The sequence below is a fragment of the Enterococcus sp. DIV0175 genome, assembly GCF_050529075.1.
Classification (GTDB): domain Bacteria; phylum Bacillota; class Bacilli; order Lactobacillales; family Enterococcaceae; genus Enterococcus_B; species Enterococcus_B thailandicus.
Genome location: NZ_CP172880.1, coordinates 413,939 through 429,924 on the forward strand (window position 1 = coordinate 413,939; position 15,986 = coordinate 429,924).

13 protein-coding genes and 3 rRNA genes are annotated in these 15,986 nt (G+C 40.3%); 10 read left to right on the forward strand and 6 right to left on the reverse strand.

What is annotated here, in order from left to right:
• Positions 1-78 precede the first annotated feature (78 nt).
• From IGJ76_RS02015 to rrf, 3 genes are all read left to right on the forward strand, one after another.
• Positions 79-1,639: ribosomal RNA gene (locus tag IGJ76_RS02015) — 16S ribosomal RNA — on the forward strand.
• A gap of 229 nt (positions 1,640-1,868) precedes the next feature.
• A 23S ribosomal RNA gene (locus IGJ76_RS02020) occupies positions 1,869-4,782 on the forward strand.
• Positions 4,783-4,874: 92 nt separating this feature from the next.
• Positions 4,875-4,990, forward strand: a 5S ribosomal RNA gene (gene rrf / locus IGJ76_RS02025).
• Together the 16S, 23S and 5S rRNA genes form the textbook arrangement of a ribosomal RNA operon.
• Positions 4,991-5,045: 55 nt before the next feature.
• Here rrf and IGJ76_RS02030 read toward each other — a convergent pair.
• From IGJ76_RS02030 to IGJ76_RS02045, 4 genes are all read right to left on the reverse strand, one after another.
• Positions 5,046-5,522 carry a glutathione peroxidase gene (locus tag IGJ76_RS02030; protein ID WP_067485398.1) on the reverse strand — a complete coding sequence of 159 codons (477 nt, stop codon included), beginning with the start codon at positions 5,520-5,522 and terminating at the stop codon, positions 5,046-5,048.
• A gap of 95 nt (positions 5,523-5,617) precedes the next feature.
• A complete protein-coding gene (locus IGJ76_RS02035; RefSeq protein WP_067485396.1) occupies positions 5,618-6,076 on the reverse strand; it encodes an S-ribosylhomocysteine lyase in 459 nt (152 codons plus the stop codon).
• 116 nt (positions 6,077-6,192) lie between these two features.
• A complete protein-coding gene (locus IGJ76_RS02040; protein ID WP_067485394.1) occupies positions 6,193-7,344 on the reverse strand; it encodes a cystathionine gamma-synthase in 1,152 nt (383 codons plus the stop codon).
• A gap of 11 nt (positions 7,345-7,355) precedes the next feature.
• Positions 7,356-8,273 (reverse strand): PLP-dependent cysteine synthase family protein, encoded by a 918-nt coding sequence (locus IGJ76_RS02045; protein ID WP_067485391.1) that lies wholly within the window; start codon positions 8,271-8,273, stop codon positions 7,356-7,358.
• Positions 8,274-8,701: 428 nt separating this feature from the next.
• Between IGJ76_RS02045 and efp the strand changes: the two genes are divergently transcribed.
• Positions 8,702-9,265, forward strand: a complete 564-nt coding sequence (gene efp, locus IGJ76_RS02050) for an elongation factor P (protein ID WP_067485388.1) — start codon at positions 8,702-8,704, stop codon at positions 9,263-9,265.
• An 84-nt stretch (positions 9,266-9,349) separates the two neighbouring features.
• On the opposite strand, the gene IGJ76_RS02055 is transcribed toward efp, so the two are convergent.
• Entirely contained in the window at positions 9,350-9,622 is a 273-nt protein-coding gene (locus IGJ76_RS02055; RefSeq protein ID WP_067485385.1) for a hypothetical protein, read from the reverse strand.
• A 155-nt stretch (positions 9,623-9,777) separates the two neighbouring features.
• Between IGJ76_RS02055 and IGJ76_RS02060 the strand changes: the two genes are divergently transcribed.
• The 3 genes from IGJ76_RS02060 (at position 9,778) to IGJ76_RS02070 (ending at position 11,630) form a co-directional block, all read left to right on the forward strand.
• On the forward strand, positions 9,778-10,446 hold the full coding sequence (locus IGJ76_RS02060; RefSeq protein WP_067485382.1) for an NAD(P)H-dependent oxidoreductase: 669 nt from the start codon (positions 9,778-9,780) through the stop codon (positions 10,444-10,446).
• Positions 10,443-10,616, forward strand: coding sequence for a hypothetical protein (locus IGJ76_RS02065; protein WP_172843717.1), 174 nt, complete (start codon positions 10,443-10,445; stop codon positions 10,614-10,616). Before IGJ76_RS02060 ends, IGJ76_RS02065 begins: the two co-directional genes overlap by 4 nt.
• A gap of 108 nt (positions 10,617-10,724) precedes the next feature.
• Complete coding sequence (locus tag IGJ76_RS02070) at positions 10,725-11,630, forward strand: peptidoglycan-binding protein LysM (protein WP_086270584.1); 906 nt, start codon at positions 10,725-10,727, stop codon at positions 11,628-11,630.
• Between the two features lie 82 nt (positions 11,631-11,712).
• Here IGJ76_RS02070 and IGJ76_RS02075 read toward each other — a convergent pair whose 3' ends face one another.
• The gene (locus IGJ76_RS02075; RefSeq protein ID WP_067485379.1) at positions 11,713-13,086 is read right to left on the reverse strand and encodes an amino acid permease; all 1,374 of its coding nucleotides are present in this window, start codon (positions 13,084-13,086) and stop codon (positions 11,713-11,715) included.
• Positions 13,087-13,336: 250 nt separating this feature from the next.
• On the opposite strand from IGJ76_RS02075, the gene IGJ76_RS02080 reads away from it, so the two are divergent.
• From IGJ76_RS02080 to IGJ76_RS02090, 3 genes are read left to right on the forward strand one after another with little or no spacing between them, the layout of a single operon-like run.
• Positions 13,337-14,080 carry a metal ABC transporter ATP-binding protein gene (locus IGJ76_RS02080; protein ID WP_067485376.1) on the forward strand — a complete coding sequence of 248 codons (744 nt, stop codon included), beginning with the start codon at positions 13,337-13,339 and terminating at the stop codon, positions 14,078-14,080.
• Positions 14,077-14,931 (forward strand): metal ABC transporter permease, encoded by an 855-nt coding sequence (locus IGJ76_RS02085; protein ID WP_067485373.1) that lies wholly within the window; start codon positions 14,077-14,079, stop codon positions 14,929-14,931. The genes IGJ76_RS02080 and IGJ76_RS02085 overlap by 4 nt, the downstream gene beginning before the upstream one ends.
• A complete protein-coding gene (locus tag IGJ76_RS02090) occupies positions 14,918-15,850 on the forward strand; it encodes a metal ABC transporter substrate-binding protein (protein ID WP_067485370.1) in 933 nt (310 codons plus the stop codon). The genes IGJ76_RS02085 and IGJ76_RS02090 overlap by 14 nt, the downstream gene beginning before the upstream one ends.
• The last annotated feature ends 136 nt before the right edge of the window (positions 15,851-15,986 follow it).

Sequence of the window (15,986 nt, forward strand, 5' to 3'; positions counted from 1 at the left end):
ACAACAAACATTTTTAAACAGCAAGCAATATGCTAGCAAACAAATTGAGCTTAACAATCGAAAGGTTGTTCTAACTTTTATTATGAGAGTTTGATCCTGGCTCAGGACGAACGCTGGCGGCGTGCCTAATACATGCAAGTCGTACGCTTTTTCTTTCACCGGAGCTTGCTCCACCGAAAGAAAAGGAGTGGCGAACGGGTGAGTAACACGTGGGTAACCTGCCCATCAGAAGGGGATAACACTTGGAAACAGGTGCTAATACCGTATAACAATCGAAACCGCATGGTTTTGATTTGAAAGGCGCTTTCGGGTGTCGCTGATGGATGGACCCGCGGTGCATTAGCTAGTTGGTGAGGTAACGGCTCACCAAGGCCACGATGCATAGCCGACCTGAGAGGGTGATCGGCCACATTGGGACTGAGACACGGCCCAAACTCCTACGGGAGGCAGCAGTAGGGAATCTTCGGCAATGGACGAAAGTCTGACCGAGCAACGCCGCGTGAGTGAAGAAGGTTTTCGGATCGTAAAACTCTGTTGTTAGAGAAGAACAAGGATGAGAGTAACTGTTCATCCCTTGACGGTATCTAACCAGAAAGCCACGGCTAACTACGTGCCAGCAGCCGCGGTAATACGTAGGTGGCAAGCGTTGTCCGGATTTATTGGGCGTAAAGCGAGCGCAGGCGGTTTCTTAAGTCTGATGTGAAAGCCCCCGGCTCAACCGGGGAGGGTCATTGGAAACTGGGAGACTTGAGTGCAGAAGAGGAGAGTGGAATTCCATGTGTAGCGGTGAAATGCGTAGATATATGGAGGAACACCAGTGGCGAAGGCGACTCTCTGGTCTGTAACTGACGCTGAGGCTCGAAAGCGTGGGGAGCAAACAGGATTAGATACCCTGGTAGTCCACGCCGTAAACGATGAGTGCTAAGTGTTGGAGGGTTTCCGCCCTTCAGTGCTGCAGCTAACGCATTAAGCACTCCGCCTGGGGAGTACGACCGCAAGGTTGAAACTCAAAGGAATTGACGGGGGCCCGCACAAGCGGTGGAGCATGTGGTTTAATTCGAAGCAACGCGAAGAACCTTACCAGGTCTTGACATCCTTTGACCACTCTAGAGATAGAGCTTCCCCTTCGGGGGCAAAGTGACAGGTGGTGCATGGTTGTCGTCAGCTCGTGTCGTGAGATGTTGGGTTAAGTCCCGCAACGAGCGCAACCCTTATTGTTAGTTGCCATCATTTAGTTGGGCACTCTAGCAAGACTGCCGGTGACAAACCGGAGGAAGGTGGGGATGACGTCAAATCATCATGCCCCTTATGACCTGGGCTACACACGTGCTACAATGGGAAGTACAACGAGTCGCGAAGTCGCGAGGCTAAGCTAATCTCTTAAAGCTTCTCTCAGTTCGGATTGTAGGCTGCAACTCGCCTACATGAAGCCGGAATCGCTAGTAATCGCGGATCAGCACGCCGCGGTGAATACGTTCCCGGGCCTTGTACACACCGCCCGTCACACCACGAAAGTTTGTAACACCCGAAGTCGGTGAGGTAACCTTTTTGGAGCCAGCCGCCTAAGGTGGGATAGATGATTGGGGTGAAGTCGTAACAAGGTAGCCGTATCGGAAGGTGCGGCTGGATCACCTCCTTTCTAAGGAATATTACGGAGACTACACACGTTTGTCATCATTACTTTGTTCAGTTTTGAGAGGTTTACTCTCAAAATACTTTGTTCATTGAAAACTGGATATTTGAAGTAAGATCAAAACAAACCGAGAACACCGCGTTGAATGAGTTTTTTAATAAGTTCAATTGCTTATTTTTCTTGACTAGTTTCTATCGCTAGAAATGATGTCAAAACCCAACCGTAAGGTTGATAAGGTTAAGTGAATAAGGGCGCACGGTGGATGCCTTGGCACTAGGAGCCGATGAAGGACGGGACTAACACCGATATGCTTTGGGGAGCTGTACGTAAGCTATGATCCAGAGATTTCCGAATGGGGGAACCCAGCATCTTTTATAGGATGTTACAAATATGTGAATACATAGCATATTTGAGGTAGACGCAGAGAACTGAAACATCTAAGTACCTGCAGGAAGAGAAAGAAAATTCGATTCCCTGAGTAGCGGCGAGCGAAACGGGAAAAGCCCAAACCAACAAGCTTGCTTGTTGGGGTTGTAGGACTCCGATATGGTAGTTTTTTCAGATAATCGAATGACTTGGAAAAGTCAGTCAAAGAGGGTAAAAACCCCGTAGATGAAATTTGGAAGACACCTAGGAGGATCCTGAGTACGGCGGAACACGAGGAATTCCGTCGGAATCCGGGAGGACCATCTCCCAAGGCTAAATACTCCCTAGTGACCGATAGTGAACCAGTACCGTGAGGGAAAGGTGAAAAGCACCCCGGAAGGGGAGTGAAATAGAACCTGAAACCGTGTGCCTACAACAAGTCAAAGCCCGTTAATGGGTGATGGCGTGCCTTTTGTAGAATGAACCGGCGAGTTACGATTGCATGCGAGGTTAAGTCGAAGAGACGGAGCCGTAGCGAAAGCGAGTCTGAATAGGGCGTTTGAGTATGTAGTCGTAGACCCGAAACCATGTGATCTACCCATGTCCAGGTTGAAGGTGCGGTAAAACGCACTGGAGGACCGAACCCACGTACGTTGAAAAGTGCGGGGATGAGGTGTGGGTAGCGGAGAAATTCCAAACGAACTTGGAGATAGCTGGTTCTCTCCGAAATAGCTTTAGGGCTAGCCTCGGAATTGAGAATGATGGAGGTAGAGCACTGTTTGGACTAGGGGCCCATCTCGGGTTACCGAATTCAGATAAACTCCGAATGCCATTCATTCATATCCGGGAGTCAGACTGTGAGTGATAAGATCCATAGTCGAAAGGGAAACAGCCCAGACCACCAGCTAAGGTCCCAAAATATATGTTAAGTGGAAAAGGATGTGGGGTTGCACAGACAACTAGGATGTTGGCTCAGAAGCAGCCACCATTTAAAGAGTGCGTAATAGCTCACTAGTCGAGTGACCCTGCGCCGAAAATGTACCGGGGCTAAACATATTACCGAAGCTGTGGATAACACCTATGGTGTTATGGTAGGAGAGCGTTCTAAGGGCGTTGAAGGTAGATCGTGAGGACTGCTGGAGCGCTTAGAAGTGAGAATGCCGGTATGAGTAGCGAAAGACAGGTGAGAATCCTGTCCACCGAATGACTAAGGTTTCCTGGGGAAGGCTCGTCCGCCCAGGGTTAGTCGGGACCTAAGCCGAGGCCGAAAGGCGTAGGCGATGGATAACAGGTTGATATTCCTGTACCCGTTGTTTTTGTTTGAGCAATGGAGGGACGCAGGAGGCTAAGGAATGCAGACGATTGGAAATGTCTGTCCAAGCAGTAAGTCTTAGGTTGAGTCAAATGCTTAATCTTTTAAGGACAAGCTGTGATGGGGAGGGAAATAATAGTACCGAAGTTCCTGATGTCACACTGCCGAGAAAAGCTTCTAGTGAGAAAACAACGGCCCGTACCGCAAACCGACACAGGTAGTCGAGGAGAGAATCCTAAGGTGAGCGAGAGAACTCTCGTTAAGGAACTCGGCAAAATGACCCCGTAACTTCGGGAGAAGGGGTGCTGATCGTCAGATCAGCCGCAGTGAATAGGCCCAAGCGACTGTTTATCAAAAACACAGGTCTCTGCAAAATCGTAAGATGAAGTATAGGGGCTGACGCCTGCCCGGTGCTGGAAGGTTAAGAGGAGTGCTTAGCGTAAGCGAAGGTACGAATTGAAGCCCCAGTAAACGGCGGCCGTAACTATAACGGTCCTAAGGTAGCGAAATTCCTTGTCGGGTAAGTTCCGACCCGCACGAAAGGCGTAACGATTTGGGCACTGTCTCAACGAGAGACTCGGTGAAATTTTAGTACCTGTGAAGATGCAGGTTACCCGCGACAGGACGGAAAGACCCCATGGAGCTTTACTGTAGTTTGATATTGAGTGTCTGTACCGCATGTACAGGATAGGTAGGAGCCGTAGAAATCGGAACGCTAGTTTCGATGGAGGCGCTGGTGGGATACTACCCCTGCGTTATGGCCACTCTAACCCGCACCACTAATCGTGGTGGGAGACAGTGTCAGATGGGCAGTTTGACTGGGGCGGTCGCCTCCTAAAAGGTAACGGAGGCGCCCAAAGGTTCCCTCAGAATGGTTGGAAATCATTCGAAGAGTGTAAAGGCAGAAGGGAGCTTGACTGCGAGACCAACAAGTCGAGCAGGGACGAAAGTCGGGCTTAGTGATCCGGTGGTTCCGCATGGAAGGGCCATCGCTCAACGGATAAAAGCTACCCTGGGGATAACAGGCTTATCTCCCCCAAGAGTCCACATCGACGGGGAGGTTTGGCACCTCGATGTCGGCTCGTCGCATCCTGGGGCTGTAGTCGGTCCCAAGGGTTGGGCTGTTCGCCCATTAAAGCGGCACGCGAGCTGGGTTCAGAACGTCGTGAGACAGTTCGGTCCCTATCCGTCGCGGGCGTTGGAAATTTGAGAGGAGCTGTCCTTAGTACGAGAGGACCGGGATGGACTTACCGCTGGTGTACCAGTTGTTCTGCCAAGGGCATTGCTGGGTAGCTATGTAGGGAAGGGATAAACGCTGAAAGCATCTAAGTGTGAAGCCCACCTCAAGATGAGATTTCCCATTTCTTTAAGAAAGTAAGATCCCTGAGAGATGATCAGGTAGATAGGTCAGAAGTGGAAGTACAGTGATGTATGGAGCGGACTGATACTAATCGATCGAGGACTTAACCAAGAATGGTAAAAGAAAAAAACTCGGTAGAGTTGAGATTACTTCAAATCCAGTTTTGAGTGAGCAAAAGCAAACTCAATAAGATAACACCACAGTGTGGTGGCGATAGCGAGAAGGATACACCTGTAACCATGCCGAACACAGAAGTTAAGCTTCTTAGCGCCGATTGTAGTGAGGGGTTGCCCCTTGTGAGAGTAGGACGTCGCCACGCAACGGTAAAAAACAGATGAGTGATTAAACTCATCTGTTTTTTTGTATTCTTTTTACTATTCAGCAAGAAGCTTTTCGATATCATCAATCATCTTTTCAGGAGAAGTCTGCGGTGCAAAGCGTTTGATGACAGTTCCATCTTTATCAATTAAAAATTTGGTGAAATTCCATTTAATTGCGTTAGTCATTGTACCAGGTGCATTTTCCTTCAAATAGGCGAATAAAGGATCAGCAGCTGCTCCATTTAATTCGACTAATTGATGCATTGGAAATGAAACACCATAAGTAGTTCGACAAGCTTGCGCCGCTTCTTCAGCAGAATCCAGTTCTTGTTTAAATTGGTTGGAAGGAAAGCCTAAAACGACTAATCCTTTTTCTTTATAGGTAGTGTAAAGTTGTTCAAGCTGCTCAAATTGTGGAGCAAGTCCACATTTGGTTGCAGTATTAACGATAATCATTGGATGATTCTGGTAGTCGTTTAGAGAGTAAGTAGTTCCATTTTCCAAAGTTGCATCAAAATCATAAACTGTCATAAAAATTCTCCTTTAGTAATTGAGTAAGTACACACTTATTATAGAACAAAAAAACTGAGAAGCTTGTTTAAAAGCTCTCAGTTTTTTTAGTTAAATTATGCAAAGACGTCAGACCATTCATCGCGTTTTGCTAAGAATTCACGTGCTAGTGCTTGCGCACCCTCTAAAGTGTGACTTGCAGCCCAACCACATTGTGTTTCATTGCTTGCGGGTACTTCAGTAGCTTCAAGAACGTCCTTCATTGTTTTTTCTAAAACATCTAGTACATCGTCATAACTTTCATGATTCAGCACAGTTAGGTAAAAACCTGTTTGGCAGCCCATCGGCGACCAATCCACAATGTAGTCAGCATGATTACGAATTAGTTCAGCTGTTAAATGTTCAAGTGAATGTAAGCTTGGCATCTCCATATGCTCTTTGTTTGGTTGTTTGAAGCGGACATCATATTTGATGATCATGTCACCATTTTCACCAGTTTTGCGATCAGCAACACGGATATAAGGTGCTTTTACTTTTGTGTGGTCTAGATTGAAACTTTCAACATTCATTTTCATGTAAGTTACCTCGATTCATTTTTTGTTCAGTAGTGATAGCTAAATTCTAACATTTATTTAGAATAAGTTATAGGTACATCTTTGATTTTTAACCTTATTTCTATAAATGAAGAAATTTATTTAGTACTTTCCATTTTATCTAAGGCTTGGGTTAAGTCTGCTAATAAATCATCTATATGTTCGATACCTACAGAAAGACGAATCAACCCATTTTTGATTCCTGCTTTTTCACGTTTATCTTTTGGAATAGAAGCATGAGTCATAATCGAAGGAACCTCAACTAGACTTTCTACGCCACCTAAGCTTTCTGCTAGAATAAATAATTTTAATGATTCAACAAAAGGTACTGCTTTTGCATCTTCTTTTAAGTCAAAAGAGACCATACCACTAAAACCACTCATTTGTGTTTTTGCAATCTGATAGTTTGGATGACTTGTTAGTCCAGGATAATAAACAGTTTCAACAGCTGGATGATTCTCAAGAAAAGTTGCTACTGCTAAAGCATTTTTTTGATGTGCTTCCATTCGCACACTTAGCGTTTTGATCCCACGTTGGATTAGCCAACTATCCTGAGGGCCTAAGACTGCACCCATCGCATTTTGTAAAAAGCCAATTTTTTCCGCTAAGTCTGCTTTATTAGTGGTGACTAAACCAGCAACAACATCACTGTGTCCACCAAGATATTTCGTACCACTGTGAACAATGATATCTGCGCCAAGTGCCAATGGCTGTTGGAAATAAGGTGTCGCAAATGTATTGTCAACGATTGTTAATAGATTATGTTTTTTTGCGATGGCAAGACTAGTTTTTAGATCAGTAATTTTAAGGAGTGGATTACTTGGTGTTTCAAGATAAAGTGCCTTTGTGTTTGGTTGAATCGCTTGCTCAATTTGTTTAAGATCACTTGTATCAATAATTGTGTATTCTAAACCGATTTTAGAAAATACCTTATCAACTAATCGAAAAGTTCCGCCATAAACATCATCACCGAGTAAGATATGGTCGCCAGGTTCAAACAGTGATAAAACTGTATGGATTCCTGCCAATCCTGACGAGAAAGCAAAGCCTTGGATTCCACCTTCAAGGTCTGCAATTAGTTCTTCTAATGCAAATCGGGTTGGATTACCTGAACGAGAATACTCGTATTTTTTTGGTTGACCAACACCGTTTTGCCGGTAAGTTGAGGTTTGATAAATTGGAACACTAACAGCACCCGTTGTTGGATCTTCACTAATACCACCATGAATTAATTTTGTTTGAATATGCATTTTTATTCCTCCTATAAATAAATATTTTTTGACAGATAACGATCACTTGCATCAGGGAAGATGGTTACGATTGTGCTTCCTGCAGGCAATTGTTGCACTTCTTTGAGGGATGCTGCAAAAGCGGCACCACTTGAACTACCAACTAATAATCCTTGATTTTTAGCTAAAGCACGCGTGTAATAGAATCCTTCCTCATCTGAGATAGTTTCAAAACGAGTAATAGGCAAAGACTCAATAAACGGAGGAATAAATTCTACACCAATTCCTTCAATTTCATGAGAAGCTGCTTTGCCACCATTCAAAATAGAGCCTTCGGGTTCAACACCAATTAGTCGAATATCACTTATCTGTTCTTTAAGATAACTTGCTGTGCCAGAAAAAGTTCCGCCACTACCAATTCCAGCCACGAAACTATCTATTTTTCCTGCTAGTTCGTCAATCAACTCTGGTCCAAGTGTGTGATAATAAGTTGCTGGATTGTCAGGATTTTCAAATTGTTTTGGGAGATAAACATTTTCTAATTTGGCTGCTAACTCCTGACTTTTTTTGATAGCACCGACCATTCCAAGTGAAGTAGGGGTATGAATGATTTCTGCACCTAGTGCCTTCATAAGTTGTTGTTTTTCAATACTAAACTTTTCTGGTACTACAAAAATAGTTTTTAAATGGTAGTTTAAAGCAGATAAGGCTAAACCAATTCCGGTATTGCCAGCGGTTGGCTCAATGATCGTTGTGTCTTGGTTGATCTTGCCAGTTTTCAAACCTTGTTCAATCAAATAAAAACCAAGTCGATCTTTAACGCTACCTCCAGGATTCAAATATTCAAGTTTCGCATAGATTTTTGAATCTTTTGGTATTTCATAAGCATCATGCGTAAACTCAAATAAAGGTGTCTTGCCAATATAATCATGAATCGTTGTTAATATCATAGCTTCCTCCTAAAAATTCGATAAAAAAAGGAGCTGACTATTAAATCAGCTCCTAGATATCATAAATTATTCGTGCTTTTCCAGAGAGTACACGTAAATTATGAAGGGCAATTAATAGACACGGCAAATAGTATGCTGCTTTTTTGCACCATACAACAACAAGTAATCAATTGATTGAAGTTACTTTGTGTGTTCATCATGTCTGTTCCTCCAGTAATATTTTTATCAAAAATAACATGAAAAAATGTCAGAGTCAAAGTATTCGGTGATTTTTAGTGATAGGAATAATTGGATAGAGTGCATGATAAAGTGAATCACAGAATCAAATGAAGAAGTGTTGCTAGATAAAAATGAAGATTTGCTAGTCTTATCCACTGTTGTTTGATACAATAAAAAAGATGATGATAAACAAAAAAGGAGCAATTTAAATGATTTCAGCAAGCGATTTAAAAGCCGGTATGACATTTGTACAAGATGGAAAATTAATTAAAGTTTTAGACGCAAGTCACCACAAACCTGGTAAAGGAAATACAGTTATGCGTATGAAACTAAAAGATGTTCGTTCTGGTGCAACATATGATACAACTTTCCGCCCAGAAGAAAAATTTGAAAAAGCACACATTGATACAAAAGCTGTTCAATACTTGTATACAATGGATGACACAGCGTTCTTCATGGATCTAGAAACATATGAACAATATGAGATTCCTGTTGAAACAGTTGAAGAAGAAATGAAATACATCCTAGAAAATATGGAAGTAAAAATTCAATTTTTCGGCAGCGAAGTAATCGGTGTGCAATTACCAACAACTGTTGTTTTACGTGTTGTTGAAACACAACCTTCAATCAAAGGTGCAACAGTAACTGGTTCAGGTAAACCAGCAACAATGGAAACTGGCTTAGTTGTCAACGTTCCTGACTTTGTTGAAGTAGATGAGTTATTAGAAATCAATACAACTGAAGGTTCTTATATCAAACGTGCCTCAAAATAATGAAATAAAAAAGTGCCGCAAAGATCTGTTCAGGTCTTTGCGGCACTTTTTTATAAGGAGAAAATCATTTTCAAGCTTAAATGATTAGTAAGTGACAGTGGTATCTTCATTGGTAATTAGTTGAATGACATGCGTTAAAAATTTTTCGGGATCTTCTCCTACTAATTTTTCCTCACGTTTCCCATCAAGTAAATGATACATTTTTTTGGCATCTTGTAAGAGATAGTAGTCATTTTCACCTTCAATGTGAAATGCTTGAAGATCGTTTGGAAATTCAATATGGATGTCAATTACGCTAATTCCACCCAAACGACTGGTTAAATAATCTTCTATTTCTTTTGCTGTTACAGTTTTCATATTTCTCGCCTCTTTGCTTTAATAATTTTATTATATACCTATCAAAAAAGAGTGGGGTAAAAAACGTCTTGCTGAAGCTGAGGCATAATGATCAACTAAGTCTATTTGTTATGCTAAACTATGAAACAGTACGAAGAAGAAAGGACGTAATCGTGATGAAGACCTTAGTAATTGTCAGCCATCCCAATCTTCAAGAATCATTGAATCAACAATTTTTTAAAGAGGCATCTCAATCGCTTTCGATTACATGGCATCATTTAGAATCTGTCTATCCAGCCGGAGAAATCAACCAAAATGACGAATTAGCGTTGTTAGCAACGCACGAGCGAATCATTTTCCAATTTCCTCTTTATTGGTATAGCGCACCTGCACATTTAAAAATATGGCAAGACACAGTGTTGGCTAAAGCAAGTAAAGTGCTAAAAGGAAAAGATTTTGGTGTTGTAGTAACGACTGGCGTTGCAGAAAAAGAATATCAAGCAGGCGGAAAAGAAGAGTTCACGCTGTCTGAATTTTTGCGACCATATCAACGAATTGCACACAAATTTCAAATGAATTATTTGCCTCCATTCGTATTAGCACAATTTATGTATCAGACTTCAGAGATACGATTTGAACGCTTAATTGCTTATCAGCAATATCTTTCTTTAACTGGAAAACCAAGTCTTGTTCAGCGAATCAACTGGTTTCTTGAACAAATAGAAAAAAATACGCATTTTTCAGAACCACAAAAATCCTATCTCCTAGATGGCTTAAAAGAACAACAGGAGATGATCGAAGACTTGACCTTCACACTGGGTGAATTAAAGGAGGAAAATGAATGAGTAGTGAGTGGTTACAGCAACAAATTGACGAGCTGAATGAAAAAAATGTTCATTATGAGGATGCTGCTTTGTTATTTGAATTGAAAAAATTAGTCAAAGAAAGCGACGAGCGCATCACTCAACTGCAGGGAGAAATTGATGGAAAATCATGGAATCATCGTGAGTGGTAAAAAGGATTAGAAAATTTTAAGAAAAAAATGTGCATAACTATTGTTATTTGTTACAATGAGGATAAGGCATAACACTATTTTTAACATAAATTATTGGTGGTGAACTTATTGAAAAACAAAAATGAACGAGATGAAAATGTTCGGATGTCTAGAAGGCGTCAGCAAAAGCAACGAATGCAAAAAAGATTGTTGATTATTGGTGCCTGTTTGGTAGCAGTCTTGGTGATTGGCGGCTCAGTCTGGGGATTGACGCAGTTCGGAAAATCAACTTCTAGTGCCAAAGAAACACCTGAAACAACTGTTTCTTCAACGCAAAAAAATGAAAAAAAAGCGAAGAAAAAACAAAGTAAAAAAGCGACAAAAACAACCGATAGTTCAACAAAATCATCAACAGAAACGAGTAGCACAGATAAAGAGTCAGCAGATGAACTACAAACGATTTTGACGACTTACTCAGAGAAGTTGACTGAACAAACACCGATATTGATTGATGAATATCAAACAGAAATTCAATCAAATCAAAATGGGGTTGCAGGATTATCTTCGATTGCTAATCAGAAAGCATTAGCACTACAAGCAATTTCAAATGAAGGAATCAGCAAATTAAAAGCTGCACATCAAGCAGATAGTTCCTCAACTGTCGATATTAATTCTTTGGTTGACCAGCTATCAAGTAAATACACAACTGAAGTAGCAAAAATATCAGATATTTATTTACGAACGAGTAGTGCGCTGCAAGCTGAAGAAGCAAACAAACAGGAAACAAGTAGTTCAACCTCAGAAGAAACAATGACTTCAACTACCGAACAAACGGCTGAAACAACAAGTAATCAAATGACTGATACGTCAGAAACTACAACGAATCAATCTGCAACAACTGTTGTATTAGCTGGTGAAGGCCCCAATCAAGTTGCACAACGTACAGGTGTACCAGTCGAAACAATCTTAGCATTGAATGGAATGACGATGGATGATTATTTCTTAACGCCTGGTGCTGTACTTCAATTGCAATAAGCAATAAAAAACTGCGAGATGTTACTAACTCTAGAAAGGTCCCCTTTCCAAGAGTAGAACAGACTCGCAGTTTTTTTGTTGTTTAAGCTTTCTTCAAGCGTTTTTCGCGAAGAAAGTAATGAATCGTCATTAAAAACAAGAAGGCTAACCCAATAAGCAAGGAAATTCTTGTTTCAGGGTTAATAAACATGAAACAAAGAATAATAGCTAAAAATGCTAAAGTTAAATAATTGGTGTAAGGGGATAATGGCATTTTGAATGGATGTTTTGTCATTTGTTCAGCGTGGATTTTACGGAATTTGATTTCACTGATTAAAATGACAATCCAAGGAATCATTCCTGGTAAAATACTTGAACTATAAACAAAGACAAAAATATTTTCAGAGTGAGTAACAAACATTGGTAGCAAATAATTGATGACCAAACCAATCAAGATACCTCCTGAAATGGCAACAACGGGATAAAATGGAACACCATGACGAGATAGTTTTAAGAAACGCTTCGACATTTTTCCATTAACTGCCAATGTGTAAATCATGCGACTGGCGCTGAAAATACCAGAGTTACAGCCAGATAAGGCAGCAGTGATTACCACAAAGTTAATCAATCCAGCGGCAAAAGTAATCCCAATTTTCGCAAATGTTTGAACAAATGGGGACCCGATTTCACCAAGCTGATTCCATGGATAAATACTTACGATAATAAAAATAGCACCAATATAAAAAATAAGAATGCGTCCAATGGTAGATTGAACAGCTTCAACGATTGTTTTTTGTGGATTTTTTGCTTCACCAGCAGTCATCCCGATTAACTCAATTCCTTGATAAGAAGCTATCACGATGGATAAAGCAAAAAAGAAACCTTTCACGCCACCGGTAAAGAAGCCACCATTTTTCCAAAGATTTGAAATACCAATAGGTTGACCATGATTGCCAAAGCCAAAGAAGATAACGCCTAAACCAGCCACAATCATCAAAATGATCGTTACGACTTTGATCATCGAAAACCAAAATTCTAATTCACCGAAGGCTTTTACTGAAAACAAGTTAGCTAACATCAAGAAAAGTATCACAGCGATACCAGGAATGATGGTTGGCAAATTTGGCCACCAATAATTCATATACTCGCCAACGGCAATGACTTCACTAATTCCAACTACGACATACTGAAAGATATTGCTCCAAGCAGTTAAGTAACCAGCAACTGGATGGATGTAATCACTCGCGTAATTAGCAAATGAACCTGTAGAAGGGTCAACGTAAAGCATCTCGCCTAATGCACGCATAATCAAGTATAAAAACAAGCCAGCAACAGCATAGGCAATCATTACAGAGGGACCAGTCCAGCGAATGGTTGAAGAGGCACCCATAAACAATCCAACGCCAATTGTTCCTCCCAACGCGATCATTCGAATATGACGTGCGCTAAGACTTCGATTTAATTTTCCTTCTTCCATACAAAAACTCCTTTCATAATTTAGAGAATAAGCCAACACATTTGATTAAATTTATCAGTCAAAAAAATAAATTATTGATAAATAAAAACAGTTATTAAATTAATCTCTTGATGTGATTTTACAGAAAGGATTCAAAAAACGCGAGAAGAAATTTAATTTAATTGCAAAGTTTTTTGTTGAAAATGTTTTCTTAATGAGTTAAACTATCTTTAAATAAAAAGTTAGGTAAACCTAAAAAGGAGTGCTTAGGATGGCGAAACCAACAATCAGCGTAGAGAATCTTTCCGTTGCGTACCAAGGAAAGATCGCTTTAAAAAATATATCTTTAACGATTCAATCAGAAAAAATGACAGGAATTATTGGACCGAATGGTGCGGGGAAATCAACTTTTATGAAATCTTTGTTAGAATTAATTCCCAAATCTTCTGGTACGGTGACGTTTTCAGGTCAATCTGTAAAAGAGGTTCGGAAAAAAATTGCTTACGTTGAACAACGAAGTGCAATGGATCTATCTTTTCCAATTGATGTTTTTGGTGTGGTATTACTTGGAACGTATCCTTCGCTAAGGATTGGAAAAAGACCAGGAAAACTGGAGAAAGAACGAGCAGCACAGGCGCTAGTCAAAGTCGGAATGGAAAAATTTGCTAATCGACAAATCAGTGAACTATCTGGTGGTCAATTACAACGAGTGTTTATTGCACGGGCATTGACACAGGGTGCGGAATGGATCTTTTTAGATGAACCCTTTGTGGGAATCGATGCTGTTAGTGAGAAAAAGATTTTTTCGATTTTACAAGAATTGCGTGCAGAAGGCAAAACAATTTTGATTGTTCATCATGATTTGCATAAAGTAACTGAATACTTTGATGAAGTAATTTTATTAAATCGTGAGCTGATTGCAGCTGGGACGGTTCAAGAAACTTTTACTTCAAATAATCTGCAGTTAGCTTATGGTGAAGTAATTGGCCAGTTGGTAAAGGGGGAACAAGCATGATTCAGTCATTTGTTGATGGGGTATTCAATTATCAATTTTTACAATATGCATTGATTACATCTATTTTAGTCGGATTAGCTTCAGGAGTGATCGGTTCATTTATTATTTTACGCGGAATGTCTCTGATGGGGGATGCGATTTCTCATGCAGTTTTACCCGGAGTGGCAATTTCTTATATGTTTGGGTTTAGTTATATTTTGGGCGCAACTGCTTTTGGTGTGCTGACTGCTGCATTGATTGGTTTTGTCACACAAAAGAGTCGCTTAAAAAATGATACGGCAATCGGGATTGTTTTTAGTTCATTTTTTGCATTAGGAATCATTCTTATCTCTTTTGCTCAAAGTGCAACTGATCTTTATCATATTCTATTTGGTAATGTTCTAGCTGTTCGTGAGAGTGATTTATATCTCACGGCAATCGTTAGTGCTGTTGTCTTATTATTTATTTTCATTTTTTATAAGGAATTGAAAATTACTTCTTTTGATCCAATGATGGCAAAAGCCTATGGGTTAAACACAACATTTATTCATTACGCATTGATGTTTTTCTTAACTTTAGTTGCTGTAGTGAGTCTTCAAACAGTTGGAACAATCTTGGTGATTGCCATGTTGATTACACCAGCTGCAACAGCGTACTTGTTAACGAATCGTTTATCTATAATGATTGCTTTATCTGCGAGTTTTGGTGTGTTGAGCGCAATCGTGGGTGTATTTTTCAGTTACAGTTATAACTTACCTTCAGGGGCAACGATCGTGTTGGCATCAGCTGTGTTTTTTGCCCTAGCATTTTTATTTTCACCAACAAAAGGCATTTTGTTTCAAAGAAAGGAGCAAACAAATGAAGAAATCTAAATTACTAATCTTGTTATTCGCACTAGGAATTTTCCTAGTAGGTTGCTCAGCAAAGAGCGAGAAATCAGAACAAACGAAAGATGGAAAACTAACTGTTGTTGCGACAAATTCAATTCTGGCAGACATGGCAAAAGAAGTTGGAAAAGACAAGGTAACGATTCATAGTATCGTGCCCGTGGGAACTGATCCACATGAGTATGAAGTTTTACCAGAAGACATCAAAAAAGCTAGTGATGCAAAAGTTATCTTGTATAATGGACTGAATTTGGAAACAGGGAATGGTTGGTTCAATAATTTGATGGAAACTGCTAAAAAAGTCGAAGATGAAGATTATTTTGCCGTTAGTCGTGAAGTAGAGCCACTTTATTTAACAAGTGCTGGTCAAGAAACACAGGCAGACCCGCATGCATGGCTGGATGTGTCTAATGGAATCAAATATGTTGAAGAAATCACTCGAATTTTGAGCGAAAAAGATCCTGAGAATAAAGAAGTTTATGAAAAAAACAGTCAAGAATACCGTAAAAAACTTGAATCATTGGATCAACAAGCAAAAGAGTCATTTGCTACGATCAGTGAGGAGAAAAAGTTACTAGTCACCAGTGAAGGTGCATTTAAATATTTTTCAAAAGCGTATCAATTACCAGCCGCTTACATTTGGGAAATCAATACAGAAAGTCAAGGAACACCCGATCAAATGTCTGCAATTATTGACCAAGTCAAAGCGTCAAAAGTCCCTGGTTTGTTTGTAGAGTCGAGTGTCGATCCTCGGAGCATGGAACGTGTATCGAAAGAAACCGGTGTTCCTATCGCTGAAAAGTTATTTACAGATTCAGTAGCCAAATCAGGTGAAACAGGTGATTCTTACTATGGAATGATGAAATGGAATATTGAAGCAATTCATGATGGGTTATCAAAATAAATTCATTATCCAAAAGGTTGAACTAAAACATTCTTTTGTTTTAGTTCAACCTTTTTCTGTTTTTGTATATGGATAGCAAAAGGAAGTATCAATGACAGATAGTTATTCGAAAAAAGAAAAAACATCTTCGAAAAGT

Excerpts from the sequence above, each read along its gene's own strand:
- IGJ76_RS02080 (WP_067485376.1), top strand. The coding sequence starts at position 13,337 with ATGGCGAAACCAACAATCAGCGTAGAGAATCTTTCCGTTGCGTACCAA.
- IGJ76_RS02055 (WP_067485385.1), bottom strand. The coding sequence starts at position 9,622 with ATGAAAACTGTAACAGCAAAAGAAATAGAAGATTATTTAACCAGTCGT.
- IGJ76_RS02045 (WP_067485391.1), bottom strand. The coding sequence starts at position 8,273 with ATGATATTAACAACGATTCATGATTATATTGGCAAGACACCTTTATTT.
- efp (WP_067485388.1), top strand. The coding sequence starts at position 8,702 with ATGATTTCAGCAAGCGATTTAAAAGCCGGTATGACATTTGTACAAGAT.
- IGJ76_RS02065 (WP_172843717.1), top strand. The coding sequence starts at position 10,443 with ATGAGTAGTGAGTGGTTACAGCAACAAATTGACGAGCTGAATGAAAAA.
- IGJ76_RS02060 (WP_067485382.1), top strand. The coding sequence starts at position 9,778 with ATGAAGACCTTAGTAATTGTCAGCCATCCCAATCTTCAAGAATCATTG.
- IGJ76_RS02090 (WP_067485370.1), top strand. The coding sequence starts at position 14,918 with ATGAAGAAATCTAAATTACTAATCTTGTTATTCGCACTAGGAATTTTC.
- IGJ76_RS02035 (WP_067485396.1), bottom strand. The coding sequence starts at position 6,076 with ATGAAAATGAATGTTGAAAGTTTCAATCTAGACCACACAAAAGTAAAA.
- IGJ76_RS02030 (WP_067485398.1), bottom strand. The coding sequence starts at position 5,522 with ATGACAGTTTATGATTTTGATGCAACTTTGGAAAATGGAACTACTTAC.
- IGJ76_RS02085 (WP_067485373.1), top strand. The coding sequence starts at position 14,077 with ATGATTCAGTCATTTGTTGATGGGGTATTCAATTATCAATTTTTACAA.
- IGJ76_RS02040 (WP_067485394.1), bottom strand. The coding sequence starts at position 7,344 with ATGCATATTCAAACAAAATTAATTCATGGTGGTATTAGTGAAGATCCA.
- IGJ76_RS02075 (WP_067485379.1), bottom strand. The coding sequence starts at position 13,086 with ATGGAAGAAGGAAAATTAAATCGAAGTCTTAGCGCACGTCATATTCGA.